General features: G+C 62.0%; 14 protein-coding genes and 1 pseudogene. 9 read left to right on the top strand and 6 right to left on the bottom strand.

The annotated features are described in order from the left end of the window. Positions 1 to 113: 113 nt before the first annotated feature. Both AC0L3I_RS32570 and AC0L3I_RS32565 read right to left on the bottom strand, forming a co-directional pair. The gene (locus AC0L3I_RS32570) at positions 114 to 749 is read right to left on the bottom strand and encodes a sulfotransferase family 2 domain-containing protein (protein WP_473489191.1); all 636 of its coding nucleotides are present in this window, start codon (positions 747 to 749) and stop codon (positions 114 to 116) included. Between the two features lie 96 nt (positions 750 to 845). Then, positions 846 to 1,139 carry a GYD domain-containing protein gene (locus tag AC0L3I_RS32565; RefSeq protein ID WP_095491492.1) on the bottom strand — a complete coding sequence of 98 codons (294 nt, stop codon included), beginning with the start codon at positions 1,137 to 1,139 and terminating at the stop codon, positions 846 to 848. A 380-nt stretch (positions 1,140 to 1,519) separates the two neighbouring features. Between AC0L3I_RS32565 and AC0L3I_RS32560 the strand changes: the two genes are divergently transcribed. The 6 genes from AC0L3I_RS32560 to AC0L3I_RS32535 all read left to right on the top strand — a co-directional run bounded on the left by AC0L3I_RS32560 (position 1,520) and on the right by AC0L3I_RS32535 (position 5,307). Then, complete coding sequence (locus AC0L3I_RS32560) at positions 1,520 to 1,876, top strand: hypothetical protein (RefSeq protein ID WP_473489192.1); 357 nt, start codon at positions 1,520 to 1,522, stop codon at positions 1,874 to 1,876. 138 nt (positions 1,877 to 2,014) lie between these two features. Beyond that, on the top strand, positions 2,015 to 3,511 hold the full coding sequence (locus AC0L3I_RS32555; RefSeq protein WP_473489193.1) for a multicopper oxidase family protein: 1,497 nt from the start codon (positions 2,015 to 2,017) through the stop codon (positions 3,509 to 3,511). Positions 3,512 to 3,539: 28 nt separating this feature from the next. Next, positions 3,540 to 3,980 carry a DUF411 domain-containing protein gene (locus AC0L3I_RS32550; RefSeq protein ID WP_473489194.1) on the top strand — a complete coding sequence of 147 codons (441 nt, stop codon included), beginning with the start codon at positions 3,540 to 3,542 and terminating at the stop codon, positions 3,978 to 3,980. A 9-nt stretch (positions 3,981 to 3,989) separates the two neighbouring features. Further along, positions 3,990 to 4,115 carry a hypothetical protein gene (locus AC0L3I_RS32545; RefSeq protein ID WP_473489195.1) on the top strand — a complete coding sequence of 42 codons (126 nt, stop codon included), beginning with the start codon at positions 3,990 to 3,992 and terminating at the stop codon, positions 4,113 to 4,115. Then, positions 4,112 to 4,618, top strand: coding sequence for a c-type cytochrome (locus AC0L3I_RS32540; RefSeq protein ID WP_473529645.1), 507 nt, complete (start codon positions 4,112 to 4,114; stop codon positions 4,616 to 4,618). The genes AC0L3I_RS32545 and AC0L3I_RS32540 overlap by 4 nt, the downstream gene beginning before the upstream one ends. Positions 4,619 to 4,650: 32 nt before the next feature. Next, positions 4,651 to 5,307 (top strand): SCO family protein, encoded by a 657-nt coding sequence (locus AC0L3I_RS32535; protein WP_473529644.1) that lies wholly within the window; start codon positions 4,651 to 4,653, stop codon positions 5,305 to 5,307. Positions 5,308 to 5,778: 471 nt separating this feature from the next. Here AC0L3I_RS32535 and rpoD read toward each other — a convergent pair whose 3' ends face one another. The 3 genes from rpoD to AC0L3I_RS32520 all read right to left on the bottom strand — a co-directional run bounded on the left by rpoD (position 5,779) and on the right by AC0L3I_RS32520 (position 10,649). Beyond that, positions 5,779 to 7,800, bottom strand: coding sequence for an RNA polymerase sigma factor RpoD (gene rpoD / locus AC0L3I_RS32530; RefSeq protein WP_029350162.1), 2,022 nt, complete (start codon positions 7,798 to 7,800; stop codon positions 5,779 to 5,781). Positions 7,801 to 8,171: 371 nt separating this feature from the next. After that, complete coding sequence (dnaG, locus tag AC0L3I_RS32525; protein ID WP_473489198.1) at positions 8,172 to 10,148, bottom strand: DNA primase; 1,977 nt, start codon at positions 10,146 to 10,148, stop codon at positions 8,172 to 8,174. Between the two features lie 135 nt (positions 10,149 to 10,283). Further along, positions 10,284 to 10,649 carry an RcnB family protein gene (locus AC0L3I_RS32520; RefSeq protein WP_473529643.1) on the bottom strand — a complete coding sequence of 122 codons (366 nt, stop codon included), beginning with the start codon at positions 10,647 to 10,649 and terminating at the stop codon, positions 10,284 to 10,286. A gap of 387 nt (positions 10,650 to 11,036) precedes the next feature. Between AC0L3I_RS32520 and AC0L3I_RS32515 the strand changes: the two genes are divergently transcribed. The 3 genes from AC0L3I_RS32515 to AC0L3I_RS32505 all read left to right on the top strand — a co-directional run bounded on the left by AC0L3I_RS32515 (position 11,037) and on the right by AC0L3I_RS32505 (position 14,459). Continuing rightward, positions 11,037 to 12,701, top strand: a complete 1,665-nt coding sequence (locus AC0L3I_RS32515; RefSeq protein WP_473489200.1) for a Na/Pi cotransporter family protein — start codon at positions 11,037 to 11,039, stop codon at positions 12,699 to 12,701. Positions 12,702 to 12,934: 233 nt separating this feature from the next. Continuing rightward, positions 12,935 to 13,144: a DUF2061 domain-containing protein gene (locus AC0L3I_RS32510; RefSeq protein WP_095491496.1), complete on the top strand. Its 210-nt coding sequence runs from the start codon at positions 12,935 to 12,937 to the stop codon at positions 13,142 to 13,144. Between the two features lie 133 nt (positions 13,145 to 13,277). Next, complete coding sequence (locus AC0L3I_RS32505) at positions 13,278 to 14,459, top strand: MFS transporter (RefSeq protein WP_473529642.1); 1,182 nt, start codon at positions 13,278 to 13,280, stop codon at positions 14,457 to 14,459. Positions 14,460 to 14,469: 10 nt separating this feature from the next. Here the strand turns inward: AC0L3I_RS32505 and AC0L3I_RS32500 are convergent. After that, positions 14,470 to 14,589: pseudogene (locus AC0L3I_RS32500) on the bottom strand (GNAT family N-acetyltransferase); the annotation flags it as partial. Positions 14,590 to 14,652 lie beyond the last annotated feature (63 nt).

Genomic DNA, 14,652 nt, shown 5'->3' with positions numbered 1-14,652 from the left:
CGAGCTGAAGGGCTGCGCTGACTATCCGGGAAATCCCTTCGGCCCGCAATATTTCGGACCAGACTGGCCGCGCCGCGGCATCGTGCCGATGAATTGCGGATGTCTCGAAAAAATCAAAATTCGTAGCCGAAGCGCTCGAAATCCCTGGAATAGAGCCGTCGCACGATGCTTTTCGCCTCGCCATCGTAGACGGCGCGATAGTCGTAGGGTGCATTGACGTTTGCCCGTGGAAGCTTCACTTCGCCCGGCAGGTCGAGCCGTTCGACCAGGGCATTGAATTGCTCGGCCAGTGTTTCAAACCGCAAAACCTCGTCGATGATAAGGTTTCCTTGCCTGTCCGAAATCCAGCTCGTCTGGTCCACCTGCACAAAACGGTTCTTGCGTTCGAGATAGCGCAGGAAAGTCTTGAAATCCAGAACCCTGGCTCTGTTCCGGCGCCGGCCGGAGAGATAGTCGCGGCGGAAATAGTAGGTCGAGACAGCAAGTTCGAAAGGGTTGCGCACGACAGCGAACTTGTACGCGCTGTCATAAATCTCGGCCGGCAGCTTGTGCTTCACCCAGCTTGCTTTGTCATGCTGCCTGAGGAACGCATTTTGGGGCGTCTCGCGCACGGGAAGGTGTGACAGCAGGCGACGCCATTGCGTTCGCTGCGGTTTCGGGCTCCACGGCTCCAGCGCACGGGTGACCGAGGTCCCAGCCGTCTTCGGGATATGGATGAAAATGAAGTTCTTTTCGAGCGAGAGCAGCATTCCTCCTCATGATCAGCGGATCGGGCGCCGTCAAGCGGCGCCTGACCGTCGATATCCGGGCTCGGCAGCTTGCGCGGATCTGTAGCCGCGCAAGCCTCAGCCGAGCGAGGCGATGATCTCGCGATACGCCAATTCCGGGAAAGCCTTGAGCGTCCGCGTCCTCACGTTACCGCCTGACGCCAGCATCAGCGAGAAACGAGCGAGCACCGCATCGTCAGGCGCTTCGACGATCGCCACCATATCGCATTCGCCCATGGTGAGATAAAACGCCTTGAACGAGCCGCCCATGTCTCCCAGCAGCTTCTTGGCGGCATCGAGCCGCTTCGGCGACTCGCGCACATTTTTGGCGCCCTGCTCCGTCCAGTTGATCAGCACGATATAGTTTGTCATGCACACCTCCCTCCGGAGCCTCGGAGCACGGCGTCACCGCCGGGGCGGGCATCCGGGTTTGTCGCCCGAAAAATGCATCCGACACGAGATTATCCTCCCACAGCAGGTGTGCTGCAACAACAACCGCACCGTCTGGCGAGACAATTCCTGGCACGAACGAAAAAGGACGCCGCACAGGCTGTGTTAAAAATGATGAGGACCTGCAAAGGCGCTGGCCTTCGCTCGATTTCTTGACGCGTGAACAAGCACGATAAAGTCTGAATCGGGTGGAATGTCGCCTTCCTGCCCCCGAACGGAAGGACTAGGGAGCAATTCGCGAGGTCGAGTTGCGACAAACCTGTAACTGGACATGGCGCAGAAACAGACTAGCATGCCGCGTCATGCGCAGACTTGCCCGCATCTTCGCAATTGTGCTGCTCGTAGTGTTCGCAGCAGGCACGGTTGCGCATGCAACTAACGCAACGAGCATGGCACTGGCGATGTCTTCCGCCGCGATGGCTGACGGAGACATGGGGGCTGACGGAGACATGGGCGATTGTAATGCCTGCCCTCCCGACGACAGCGGCAAGCCTCAGCTATGCAGTGCGGCCTGCCTTGTGCCTTTCGCAGCAATTCCTGCGCGGATCAGTCTCGTGCTTTCCTTTGTGGCAGCCGAAATTGCGACTTCACCGCTGGTGGAATTGGTCGGCCACACCGACCCACCCGATCCCTCTCCTCCCCGAACCATCATCCTGTAGCTGACGCCGGCAGGGCTTGCCCGTTGCCGGTGCAACGACCATGGGCGCGTCGTACCGCCCGTGATCGCAGTTTCGCATGAGGTGTCTTTTCCGCGCCGCCATGTGCGCGAACGACCGACTTTTCAGGATGGTTGAACCATGTCCAGATTTCCCATGCCGGCGCAGACGCGTCGAGCCTTTCTTGCATCGGCAGCCGCGAGTACGGCGGGTGCGGTGCTTCCCGTGTTGTGGCGGTCGCCCGTCCATGCCGCGGCTCCGCACGAGGTGCAATTGCGGGCGGCGCCGGGTCGTACGCGGCTTATGCCCGAACCATCCGGCGAGATTGCCGCCTGGTGCTACGGCGGGACTGTTCCCGGTCCCGAGATACGGGTCCGGCAGGGCGAGCGGCTGCGGGTCGTGGTCGAGAACGGCCTCGCCGAGGAAACGACCGTGCACTGGCATGGCGTGCGCGTGCCGCACGCCATGGACGGCGTCCCGCACCTCACCCAGAAGCCGATCGAAGCGGGAGAGCGCTTCGTCTACGAATTCGATGCGGTCGACGCCGGCACCTTCTGGTATCACCCGCACCAGCGGAGTTTCGAGCAGGTCGAGCGCGGGCTTTACGGACCGCTGATTATCGAGGAACGCGAACCGGCGCACGTCGACCGCGACGTGACCTGGGTGCTCGACGACTGGCGATTGACCAAATCGGGCGCAATCAGCGAGGATTTCGGCAACCGGCACGACATCCACCACAACGGCCGCGTCGGCAACACGGTTACCATCAACGGTCGCGTGCCGGATACCTTCGCCGTCAGGGCGGGTGAGCGCATCCGCCTGCGGTTGATCAACGCCGCCAATGCGCGCATCTTCAGCCCCGACTTCACGGATCTTCAGCCCATCGTCATCGCGCTCGACGGCCAGCCGGTCGCGCCATACCCGCCGGATGGCGGGCTGGTGGTGCTTGGCCCGGCCATGCGCGCCGACCTGATCCTCGACATGACGGGCAAGCCCGGTAGACGGGTTTCGATCTTCGACCGGTTCTACGAAGGGCTGGAATACAAGCTCGTCGATGTCGCTTATTCCGACACTCCGCTCCGCGAGCGCGCGCCCGACTGGCCGCTGGCCTTGCCGGCCAACCCGCTACTGGAGCCGGACCTGGAAACCGCGTCCCGCAACGAGGTCGTTTTCACCGGCGGCATGATGGGCCAGATGGTGGCCCAGGACATGGGTGAAATCATGGGCCCGGGTGCGCCGGGCGACATGACGCGCGACATGAATTCGATGATGGGCGGAGGGATGATGCAGACGATGAATTCCAGCACTGCTTGGTTCATCAATGGCATCGCCGCCGACCAGGCTCGCCACGACATGAAACCGGCGCTGACGCTTGCGCGGAACAAGAGCCATGTCATCGCCATGACCAATGCGACAGCCTGGCATCATCCGATCCATCTCCACGGCCATTCGTTCCGGGTGATTTCCCGCAATGGCCAGCCCACCCGTCATCGCGAATGGCAGGACACGGTGCTGGTTTCGCCCCGCGAAAAGGTCGAGATCGCCTTCGTCGCCGACAACCCCGGTGACTGGATGTTCCACTGCCACATTCTTGAACACCAGGCTGGTGGCATGATGGCGGTCTTCCGCGTCGCCTAATCTTCCGAAAAACCGAAAGGAGAAAAACATGTCCAATATTCTGAAAGCTCTCGCCTTTGCGTCCTTGCTCTCCAGTGCCGCTCCGGCGCTTGCCGGCGAAAAGGACGTCACGCTTTACAAGAACCCGCAATGCGGCTGCTGCGAAGGCTATGCCGATTATCTCAGGGAGAACGGCTTCGCGGTCACCGTCAAGCCGACGCACGACCTTTCTGCCATGAGCTGGGAAGCGGGCATTCCGGCGGAAGCCGAGGGCTGCCATCTTTCCTTCATCGACGGCTATGTGGTGAGCGGCCATGTGCCGGTCGGCACGGTCAACAAGCTCTTGACCGAGCGGCCCGACATCAAGGGCGTGACGCTGCCTGGCATGCCAATGGGCTCCCCCGGCATGAGCGGCACGAAAGAGGGCCCGTTCGAGATTCTCGAAATCCAGAAGTCTGGTGGGACCGGCGGCGTCTACGCCAAGGAATAGGAGGCTGCGATGATGGAAGGCACGAGCGGAATGATGATGTGGGTCATGAGCTTCGCGTGGCTGCTCGCCGTGGTTGTGCTCGTCCTTGGGGCGGCAGCACTGGTCAAGTACCTGTTCTTCGGCGGCAGCAAATGAAAAGAACGCCGGTCCTCTTCTCGATGCTCGGGGTGGCTGCGGCAGTCCTTGGATTTTCCTGGCCCTGGCTCGCGGACCGGATGGCCGGCGGCGCCTCGGCTGCCACTGTCGCGCTCGGAAAGACGATCTATGCCGAGCGTTGCGCCACCTGTCATGGCGCCAACCTCGAAGGACAACGCGACTGGAAAAGCCCGCTGCCTTCGGGACGCATGCCGGCTCCGCCGCACGATGCCTCCGGCCACTCCTGGCATCATCCGGACGGCGTGCTCTTCCGTGTCACCAAGGAAGGACCGGCCGCGGTCGTCGGCGGCGGCTACCAGAGCGACATGCCGGCATTTGCGGGTGTGTTGGCCGACGAGGAAATCCGGGCCGTGCTCACCTTCATCAAGAGCACCTGGCCCGAACGGGAACGGCAATATCAGGCGGAGATGAGCCGCCGGGAGCAGGCGCGGTCCGACCTCGCCCCGCCAAATCCCTCCTCAACTGGAAAGCATGGGTTATGAAAGCAAGAATCCTGATCGCAACGCTTTCTCTGTTGCTGGCCGCCGCGCCGCCCGCGCGAGCGCATCATCCGGGCGCCGATCTCGACAAGATGATGGGCAGTGAGGAGAAGTTCTTTCAGATCATCGACGAACCGGCCGCGCCGCCGTTCGAACTGGCCGACGCGGACGGAAAGGCCGTCCGCCTTTCTGATTTCTCGGACAAGATCGTGGTGCTCTACTTCATCTTCGCGAGTTGCACCGATCTGTGTCCAATCCATTCCGAGGTGATCGCGGACGTTCAGCGCAAGGTCAACGCTACGCTGATAAAAGACAGGGTGCAGTTCCTGGCAGTGACAACCGACCCGGTAAGGGACACGTCCGAAGTCCTCGAGGCCTATGGTCCAGCGCATGGATTGGACGCGGGCAACTGGATGTTTTTGACGACACGGCCGGGCCAACCGGACGATACGACCCGGAAACTGTCAGAGGCTTACAATGTACGCTTCGAGCCGCTGGAAGACGGCCAGCAGATGCATGGGGCCGTCACCCACGTCATCGATCGCGGCGGACGCTTCGCTGCCAAGTTCCACGGCCTCAGGTTCGACCCGCTGAATATGGTTCTTTATATCAACGGCCTCACCAACAACGTCCGGAAACCGGCAAAACCCGAGCTCGGCTGGTGGGACAGGCTCAAGGTAATGTTCCGATGAACATTGACGCCACTTTCAGCGATGCCGCGGTTCACGACATATCCATGAGGAAGCGCTGCAACGCATGAATGATTGCTGGGTGGCCGATTCGAATCTGAGGCGAAAGCGACAATGCGCCGCCGAGCTTCCGGAACCACAAAGCGAATGATGCCAGGCGGCCGGTTCCTCATCAGAAGCCTCAGGGGAATCAGAACCGAAATGGCCCTCTCGGTCCCTATGCATGTCGCGCAAAAGTGCGCAGCGGTTTTGCGATAACGACATGCATAAAAACAAAAGCTTAAAGCGCGTAGCATGAATCCGTTCGAACGCGACGCGCTTTAGCCTACGACATCATCCGCAGCATCAATCTCAGATCAGCCCAATCCGCATAGGGCTGCATCCTCGAAATGACCCCGCCAATCAGCGGGATCGTTTCGATTCTCACACTGCCTGCGCAGCGCCCTTCAGAGATTGCCTATCCGTTACCCGGCATCAGCTGTCGAGGAAGCTCCGCAGCTTGCGCGAGCGGCTCGGGTGCTTGAGCTTGCGCAGCGCCTTGGCTTCGATCTGGCGGATGCGCTCGCGGGTGACCGAGAACTGCTGGCCGACCTCCTCCAGCGTGTGGTCGGTGTTCATGCCGATGCCGAAGCGCATTCTGAGCACGCGCTCTTCACGCGGGGTAAGCGAAGCAAGCACCCGCGTCGTCGTCTCGCGCAGATTGGCCTGGATCGCCGCGTCGATCGGCAGAATCGCCATCTTGTCCTCGATGAAATCGCCGAGATGCGAATCCTCCTCGTCGCCGACCGGCGTTTCGAGCGAAATCGGCTCTTTGGCGATCTTCAGCACCTTGCGCACTTTTTCCAGCGGCATGGCGAGCTTTTCCGCCAGTTCCTCCGGCGTCGGCTCGCGTCCGATCTCGTGCAGCATCTGGCGCGAGGTGCGCACGATCTTGTTGATCGTCTCGATCATGTGCACCGGAATGCGGATGGTGCGCGCCTGGTCGGCGATCGAGCGGGTGATCGCTTGCCGGATCCACCACGTCGCATAGGTCGAGAACTTATAGCCGCGGCGGTATTCGAATTTGTCGACCGCCTTCATCAGGCCGATATTGCCTTCCTGGATCAGATCGAGGAACTGCAGGCCGCGATTGGTGTACTTCTTGGCGATGGAAATGACGAGGCGCAGATTGGCCTCCACCATTTCCTTCTTGGCGATCGCGGCTTCGCGCTCGCCCTTCTGCACCTGGTTGACGATCTTGCGGAATTCCAGGATCGAGATCGCCGTTTCGGTGGCGAGGTTCTGGATCTCGGCGCGCAGGTCGCGGATCGCGTCCTTCTCGTTCTTGGTGAATTCCTTCCAGCCGCGCGACGTCAGATTGCCGATCGAGCGCGTCCAGTTGGGATCGAGTTCCGAGCCCTGATACTCCTTCAGGAATTCCTCGCGGCGCACGCCATAGCTTTCGGCCAGCCGCAACAGCTTGCCTTCGTTCTGCACCAGGCGCTTGTTGATGTCGTAGAGCTGCTCGACCAATGCCTCGATGCGCGCCGTGTTCAAGGACAGCGACTTCACCGCCTTGATCAGCTGATCCTTCAGCTCCTTCAGCCGGCGGTCCTGGCTGGGCGACAGCGTGCCGGCGGCAGCCAGCCGGTTCTCGACCTGCTGGTCCTGCAGCTTGCGCAACTTCTTGTAGGTGTCGGCGATGACGTCGAGCGTCTCCATCACCTGCGGGCGCAGCTCCGCTTCCATCGCCGCCAGCGACAGGCTGGCTTCGTCCTCGTCTTCCTCGTCGTCATCAGTCAGACCGCGCGTGTCGCCGCCGACATTGGTGATGTCGTCCTCGTCCTCGCGCGAACGGCGCGGCTTGTCCTCGGTCTTGGCTTCCTCGATCCGCTCGACCACCGGCGCCTGCTTGGCCTCCGGTCCGGCATAGGTCGCTTCGAGGTCGATGATCTCGCGCAAGAGGATCTTCGATTCGTTGAGCTCGTCACGCCAGATGATGATGGCCTGGAAGGTCAGCGGGCTTTCGCACAGGCCCGCGATCATCGTCTCGCGGCCAGCCTCGATGCGCTTGGCAATCGCGATTTCGCCCTCGCGCGACAGAAGCTCGACCGAGCCCATTTCGCGCAGATACATGCGAACCGGATCGTCGGTGCGATCGGTCGGCTCTTTCTTGGTGGTCGTCGCGGCAACGGCGGTACCGGTCTGCTCGGCCAGTTCGTTGGCGTCTTCCTCGGCGTCGGCAGCCGCGTCGGCGGCTTCGGGCTCCTCGCCCTGCTCGTCGTCCTCGACCACGTTGATCCCCATGTCGGAGAGCATGGCCATCGTGTCCTCGATCTGCTCGGAGGTCACTTCCTCCGAGGGCAGCACCGAATTCAGTTCGTCCATGGTGACATAGCCGCGCTTCTTGGCGGCTTTGATCATCTTCTTGACAGCATCGTCGGAAAGGTCGAGCAGAGGGCCATCGGTGGCGCCTTCACGTTCGGTCTCGACCTCTTCCTTTTCTTTTGTCGCCATTCTTTATTTTCTCCAAGCGGCCAAGTATCAAGCCGCGTAAGCTGCCGTACCGGTTAAATCAGATGCGCTCGCTCTAGAACGCGCTTCCCCGGGCCAGTAACTGCATCTCTCGTTAAGTCCAGATTAACCCTGGTATCTGTGGCAGGCTGACTGCCTGTCCAGTGACCGGTACCTCACATCGCTGCATTTCCCGTCGACGCCGGCACGGGTTAACGTTTCGAATCGTCCTGATTCCGTCATTCTGCCCGAAGGTCAAGCGCCTCTCGCATGATTCGCATGAAAAAAGCGAATCAATTACCCGACTTAAAGCGCCGCGGCTGATTCGACGCGCAAGCACGGTTCTGCACTTTCACTCTTTCGTAAGCTTCGACCTACACCCGCCCGGCCCTGCCCGAAGACACGCCGAACCCTTCGATCAGCGCTTCCGTTGCCTGCACATCACGAAATTGCGCCTGGATCTCGACGAGATGCCGGTAGTTTTCGTCCGTGGGATCGCTGGCGAGCGCCGCTTCCGCCTGTTTCAGCTCCTTATGTAAGGTGCGCGCGCTGCGCTGCAAGTGGAGCGCCTGGCTGAAGGCGTCGCGGGCATCGTCAAGTCCGGCTGTTTCGAGCGCCGGCCATTGCCGCGCCCGTTTGATCAGCGCCACCACGCGCGCCCAGATCTCGCCGCAGCCCGCCCGTTCGATGGTCGCGATCACCGCGTTGCGGTCGTTGGCCATGTCATGCGCCATCGCATCGAGAATGGCCGCATGCAATCGCTTCAGATCGGTGTTGGCGAGGTCGAGGAACTCGACATGTGCGAAATTCTCGTCGATCAGCGCCGGATGATTGACAAGGGCTGCGATGATCGTCGCCTCGCGCACCGACATCCCCTCGCCGCCGCGCTTGACTAGCGCCGAGCGGCCAAGGCTTTCGGTAATCGCGGTGCGTCCACCGGCATTGCCGCCGCGTGCGAACTGTCCGCCAGGAGCTGAGCCCTTGCCCTGAAAGCGCCCGCCGGGCCGGCCATCTTGACGCCCCCCTGGATAGCCTTGGCGCGCGCCACGCTGGGTGCCGAAAAAGCTTAGCACCCGCTCGCGCATTTCCTGTTGGTAGTGATAGCGCAAGCTCTCGTCGCGGATGCGGCTGGTCAGTTCGCGCAGCGTCTTTTCCAGTTCCGCCCGCCGTTCCGGCGTGTCGAAGATGCCGCCGGCCGTTTCGCGCACCCACAAAAGGTCGGCGAGCGGCCGCGCCTCGGAAAGCACGGCGCGAAACGCGTCCGGCCCATCGGCCTTGACCAGATCGTCGGGGTCCTTGCCTTCGGGCAGAAGCGCAAAGCGCACCGAGCGGCCTGCCTGGACCGCCGGCAGCGCCATGTCGGCGGCGCGCCACGCCGCCTTCAGTCCGGCCTGGTCGCCATCGAAGCACAGCACCGGCTCGCCGGCCATCCGCCACAGGAGTTCGAGCTGATTTTCCGTCAGCGCGGTGCCGAGCGGCGCCACCACATTCTCGAAACCGGCCTGCGCCAGCGCGATCACGTCCATATAGCCCTCGACGGCGATGACCGTGCCGCCCTTGGCCAGCGCCCCCTTTGCCAGCGCTTGGCGCGCCCGGGCGAAATTATAGAGCACGTTGCCCTTGTGGAAGAGCTCGGTGTCGGGCGAATTCATGTATTTGGCGAGCGCATCGGCTGCCAGCGCCCGCCCGCCAAAGGCGATTATCTTGCCTCTGGAGTCCGGGATCGGGAACATGATGCGGTCGCGGAACCAATCGTAGGAAACCGGAACGTCGTCGCCATGGCGCACCAGCCCGCATGCCTCGATATCGGCCTTGGGAACGCCCTTGGCGGCAAGATGCTCCTTCAGCGCATTGCGGCTGTCGGGCGCATAGCCGAGCCGGAACGACTGCTGCGTCGCCGGCGTCAGCCCGCGGTCGCGCAGATAGGCGCGGGCTTTTGCGCCTTCCGGCCCTTGCAGCCGCTCCTGGAAGAAGGCGGTCGCCATTTCCATGATTTCGGTCAGGCTGGCGCGTTCCTTTTCGCGCCGTTCCTCCTGGGCATCGCGCACCGGCATCGGCACGCCGGCCATGTCGGCGATCTTCTCGACTGCTTCGGGAAAGCTCATCCCGTCGAGTTCGGTGAGGAATTTGAAGTGGTCGCCCGAAACCGAGCAGCCGAAGCAATGGTAGCGGCCCTTCTTGTCCTCGCAATGGAAGGACGGGCTCTTCTCGCCATGGAAGGGACAGCACGCCCAATAATCGCCGCGCGGCGCGTTGGTCTTCTTCCTGTCCCACGCCACGCGCTGGCCGATCACCGATGAAATCGGCACGCGGTCGCGTATCTCGTCGAGGAAGGCAGGTGGAAAGCGCATCGGGAACGGCTCGTTTGTCCTCCATATAATCACGCCGGCGAAACCCGACGACTCCTAATGCGGACCATACCCGGTTTTCACAGGGCAAAAGAAGGCGGCCGTTGCGGGCCGCCTTCTTTCCTATTCCGGCGACGGTCAGTGCGCGGCGATCGCGCCGAAGATGATGCCGGAGACGACGCTGACCAAGAGATAGTCGTTGCCGACGCGGATCCATTCCTGGCCACGGCCCGGACGACGCAGGCCATAGTGGCGATAGTCGCGGATCGGCTGGTGACGCTTCCAGCTCGAATATTTCTGGCCGTTGCGCCAATGGTTCCCCTTCACGATGACTTTCTTCTTCACCACGACGCGCTTCTTCACGTGCCTGTCCGGCTTCTTCCAGTCGACCTGGCTGTGGGTCGACTGCGGCGCGTTCGTTACGTTCAGCGGCGCGGCCTGGCCCTGCAGCGACGTGGCAGCCAGCATCGAGACGGCGACTGCGGAAAGAATGATGCGTTTCATCACGGGTACTCCTTGGTTGTCGATACCCAAGCAATAGGGCCCGAAGAATGAACCGAAACTGAACATGAGAATTACGTTTTTGTAATGATTTCATATATTTATAATAACTAATTCAACACTCCACTCAAACCGGATCTGAAGGTGTCGCCTGCACTGACTGCGCGGTCATCCGGAAGCCGGCCGGCAATGCAACCATTTTGCGATCCATCCATTTCCGACACGCCCTGTCGCGCACCAACAGCCGGCCGAATTGGGCAAAATTTATTATCCGGCTAAAATTAATCGGAGTAGCATCGATCTTTGTAATGCCCTTGATTCGCTCCCTCTTTTGCTCCTTTGCCGTCACGGTGACCGTATCGCTGGCGCCTGTCAGGCTGCGAGCCTGATATGAGCGGTTCAGTCGTTTTGCTGCATCTTGCCGGCGCGGTGGCGCTGATGCTGTTTGCCACCCGGTTGGTGAAGACCGGCGTCGAGCGCGCCTACGGCGATGTGCTGCGCCACAAGCTGCGCGCCACCATGCGCAATCCTTTCATGGCGGTTCTGGCCGGCTGCGGCCTGGCGATCGCGCTGCAAAGTTCCACCGCCGTTACCTTGCTGGTCGGCTCCTTCGCCGGCGCCGGCATTGTCAGCGGCATATCGGGCCAGCTTGCCGTGCGCGGCGCCGAGATCGGCTCGGCGCTGGTGGTCAAGCTGCTCACCTTCGACCTGTCGCTGCTGGTGCCGATCTGTCTTGTCGCCGGCACTGTCATGTTCATGGCCACCGAGCGGCGCGATTGGCGCCAGTTCGGCCGTATCCTGGTCGGCATCGGCCTGCTGGTATTGTCGCTGGAGATGATCGGCCAGGCATCGGAGCCGCTGCGCCAGAGCACGCTGATGCCGGTCATCGTCGATTACTTTTCCAGCGACCCGGTCACCGCCTATCTCCTGGCGGCGCTGGTCACCTGGCTGTTTCATTCCTCGATCGCCGCGGTGCTGCTGATGGTGACGCTGGCCGGTCGCGGCTTCATCCCGCCCGAACTTGGCATCGTGCTGGTGCTCGGCGTCAATCTGGGCTCGTCGATCATCGCACCGCTGCTCACCCGCAACGCAGACCCGGGTGTGCGTGTCGTACCGATCGGCAATCTCCTGATGCGCGGCATGGGCTCTCTGGCCATGCTGATCCTGTTTATGTGGTTGAAGCCGCCGGTCGCCTTTATCGGCGCCACCGTGCCCGACCAGATCGTCAACGCGCATGTTCTGTTCAACATCCTGATCCTGGTTGCCGGCCTGCCACTGGCCGGCCTCGTCTACCGCGTTTCGGAAAAGATCGTGGCGCTCGGCACCAAACCGGCGCCGGCCGATGCGCTCGACGTCGTCGAGCTTTCCGCGCTCAACGACAGCGCCCTGGACGTGCCGAGCCAGGCGCTGGCCAACGCCACCCGCGAGGTGGTGCGGGTCTGCGAGACGGTCGAGATCATGCTGAAGCGCATCATCGAGCTCTATGAGAGCGCCGACGCCGACAAGATCAAGGCGCTGGCCGCGCTCGACGACCGCGTCGACAAGAAACATGCGTCGATAAAGCTCTACCTGGCCAAGGTGACCAGGAACCCGCTGAGCGAGGACGAGGCGCTGCGCTGCCAGGAGTTGATCGGCGCCTGCGTCAAGCTCGAACAGGTCGGCGACATCATCGTGCGCAACATGCTGGTGCATGTCAGAAAGAAGCTCGAGCGCGGGCTGGAGTTCACGCCCGAGGGCTGGCGCGAGCTTAGCGCCTTCCACGCCTCGGTGCTCGCCAACGCACGGCTTGCCTTCAACGTGCTGGTCTCGCGCGATCCGGAGACCGCCCGCCAGCTGGTGCTCGAAAAGGATCGGCTGCGCGACCGCGAGAAGGAGACCAGCGCCAGCCATTTCGTGCGGCTGCGCGACGGCACCGCCAAGAGCGTCGAGACCAGTTCCATCCATCTCGACACCATCCGCGACCTGAAGCAGATCAACTCACTGCTCGCCTCGATGGCCTATCCCGTGCTCGAGGAACGCGGCCTGCTCACCGGTTCGCGGCTGAAGGCGGGATAGACTGGGCCTGCAGGCGGAAGCCAATTGCCCGACCATCAGCGCGGCAATTGCTTCGAGCCAGCCGCGAAAATTAGCCTTTGCTCAACCTCCCGTCTGTCGGCTAGAGCATTTTGCAGCCAGACGCCTTCATTTGGCGTCCGACAGAATGCCTCAACAAAGACGTGGGGCGCGGTTTTGGCTCCACCAAACGCAAAGCGCTCTAAGGATCGGTCAATCCGCCGGGAGAAAAGTAAATGGATACCCACTCGCGCAGTTTCGCCAAGGCGCTTTCCTGGCGCGTCACCGGCACCATCGACACGATGATCATTTCGCTCGTCGTGACAGGCAGCATCAAGCTCGCTGCGGCCATCGGCCTGACCGAAGTCATCACCAAGTCGCTGCTCTATTATTTTCACGAGCGGGCGTGGCTGAAAATTCCCTATGGGAGGAAGACGACCATCTAGCGCTTGCCGGATGCGGCCGGAGCCTGCCTGAACCGATCAAGAAAACCTAAAGCGGCGTCGACAATTTCTGGATTGCCCGCGGCTCTCGTTCGTGATTTGAGGCCATCTCATTCAAGGATCGCCTCCCAGCGCCATGCTTCCCCTTATCGCCCTGTTCATCGCTGCGTTCGCATTCGGCACCACCGAATTCGTCATCGCCGGCGTGCTGCCGCAAGTTGCCGATGGCCTCGGCGTCTCCATCCCAACTGCCGGCTACCTCGTCTCCGGCTACGCCGGTGGGATCGCGATCGGCGGACCGCTGTTGACGCTCGCCACCAAGACGATTTCCCGCAAGGCCTTGCTGGTTGGCCTTGCCGCAGCCTTCACCATCGGCCAGGCCGCCTGCGCCCTTGCACCCGACTTCGCCTCCATGTTGCTGCTGCGGATTGCGGTGGCCGTGGCGCACGGCGCCTATTTCGGCGTCGCGATGGTGGTCGCGGTCGGCCTGGTCCGCCACGACCAGCGTGGAATGGCCGTGGCGCTCATCCTGTCGGGCCTCACGGTCTCCAATGTCATCGGCGTGCCGGCCGGCACGGCGATCGGCAACATATGGGGTTGGCGCGCGACGTTCTGGGTGATGTGCGCGCTTGGAGTGGCGTCCATCGCTGCCATGACCGTGCTGCTGCCGCGCAAGACGGGATCGTCGCGCCAGTCCGTCAGTTTAGGCAGCGAGGTTCGCGTGCTCGCACGCCAGCAGGTCTGGACGTCGCTGATCCTCATGCTGATGCTGATGATCGGCCAGTTCGGCCTCTTCACCTACATCACACCGACGCTGCTTGAAATCACCGGCCTCGACAAGAGCCTCGTGCCCTGGGTGCTCCTGCTCAACGGTGTCGGCGCGACGATCGGCGTCTTCCTTGGCGGGCGGCTCGCCGACTGGAAACTGATGCCGTCGCTCATCACCATGCTTTTCATGCAGGCGGTGACACTTGCCGTCATTTACGCCGTCAGCCCGTACCCGGTGCCGATGGTCGTAGCGATCACTATCTGGGGCGGTCTCAGCTTTGCCATCGGCACGCCGATCCAGACCCGGATCCTGACCTGGACGGCGGATGCCTCCAACCTCGCCTCATCGCTCATCCCGGCCGGCTTCAATGTCGGCATCGCGCTGGCCGCCTCGCTCGGCGCTGCCATGCTCAATGCCGGTTATGGCTATCGCAGCCTGCCGGTGGTTGGCGCCATAGCCATGCTGGTCGCCGTGGCGGTCGCGCTTGCCTCGCATGTCTGGGAGTGGCGCCGCAACACGACGCCACCGCTACCGGCTGCAGCCGAGTAGACAGCAGACTCTACAAATCGATCTGGCGTAGGCTTTCGGCGCCGCCATAGGCAGCATCCTCGAAGAAACGCCCGACGAGCCGTCCGCCATTGGCCAGCACCACCTTCTGCGGGGCGAGATTTACGGGTCTGGGCGGAGATCAACAGGATTCGGAAGTTGATCTTCAGGGACGGCTTTCTAAAATCAGATATCA

It is taken from the genome of Mesorhizobium sp. WSM4840 (assembly GCF_055811755.1).
Note: the sequence above shows the minus strand (reverse complement) of the source record. Positions and strands in the feature narration are given on the sequence as shown.

Excerpts from the sequence above, each read along its gene's own strand:
- AC0L3I_RS32570 (WP_473489191.1), bottom strand. The coding sequence starts at position 749 with ATGCTGCTCTCGCTCGAAAAGAACTTCATTTTCATCCATATCCCGAAG.
- AC0L3I_RS32565 (WP_095491492.1), bottom strand. The coding sequence starts at position 1,139 with ATGACAAACTATATCGTGCTGATCAACTGGACGGAGCAGGGCGCCAAA.
- AC0L3I_RS32560 (WP_473489192.1), top strand. The coding sequence starts at position 1,520 with ATGCGCAGACTTGCCCGCATCTTCGCAATTGTGCTGCTCGTAGTGTTC.
- AC0L3I_RS32555 (WP_473489193.1), top strand. The coding sequence starts at position 2,015 with ATGTCCAGATTTCCCATGCCGGCGCAGACGCGTCGAGCCTTTCTTGCA.
- AC0L3I_RS32550 (WP_473489194.1), top strand. The coding sequence starts at position 3,540 with ATGTCCAATATTCTGAAAGCTCTCGCCTTTGCGTCCTTGCTCTCCAGT.
- AC0L3I_RS32545 (WP_473489195.1), top strand. The coding sequence starts at position 3,990 with ATGATGGAAGGCACGAGCGGAATGATGATGTGGGTCATGAGCTTCGCG.
- AC0L3I_RS32540 (WP_473529645.1), top strand. The coding sequence starts at position 4,112 with ATGAAAAGAACGCCGGTCCTCTTCTCGATGCTCGGGGTGGCTGCGGCA.
- rpoD (WP_029350162.1), bottom strand. The coding sequence starts at position 7,800 with ATGGCGACAAAAGAAAAGGAAGAGGTCGAGACCGAACGTGAAGGCGCC.
- dnaG (WP_473489198.1), bottom strand. The coding sequence starts at position 10,148 with ATGCGCTTTCCACCTGCCTTCCTCGACGAGATACGCGACCGCGTGCCG.
- AC0L3I_RS32520 (WP_473529643.1), bottom strand. The coding sequence starts at position 10,649 with ATGAAACGCATCATTCTTTCCGCAGTCGCCGTCTCGATGCTGGCTGCC.
- AC0L3I_RS32515 (WP_473489200.1), top strand. The coding sequence starts at position 11,037 with ATGAGCGGTTCAGTCGTTTTGCTGCATCTTGCCGGCGCGGTGGCGCTG.
- AC0L3I_RS32510 (WP_095491496.1), top strand. The coding sequence starts at position 12,935 with ATGGATACCCACTCGCGCAGTTTCGCCAAGGCGCTTTCCTGGCGCGTC.
- AC0L3I_RS32505 (WP_473529642.1), top strand. The coding sequence starts at position 13,278 with ATGCTTCCCCTTATCGCCCTGTTCATCGCTGCGTTCGCATTCGGCACC.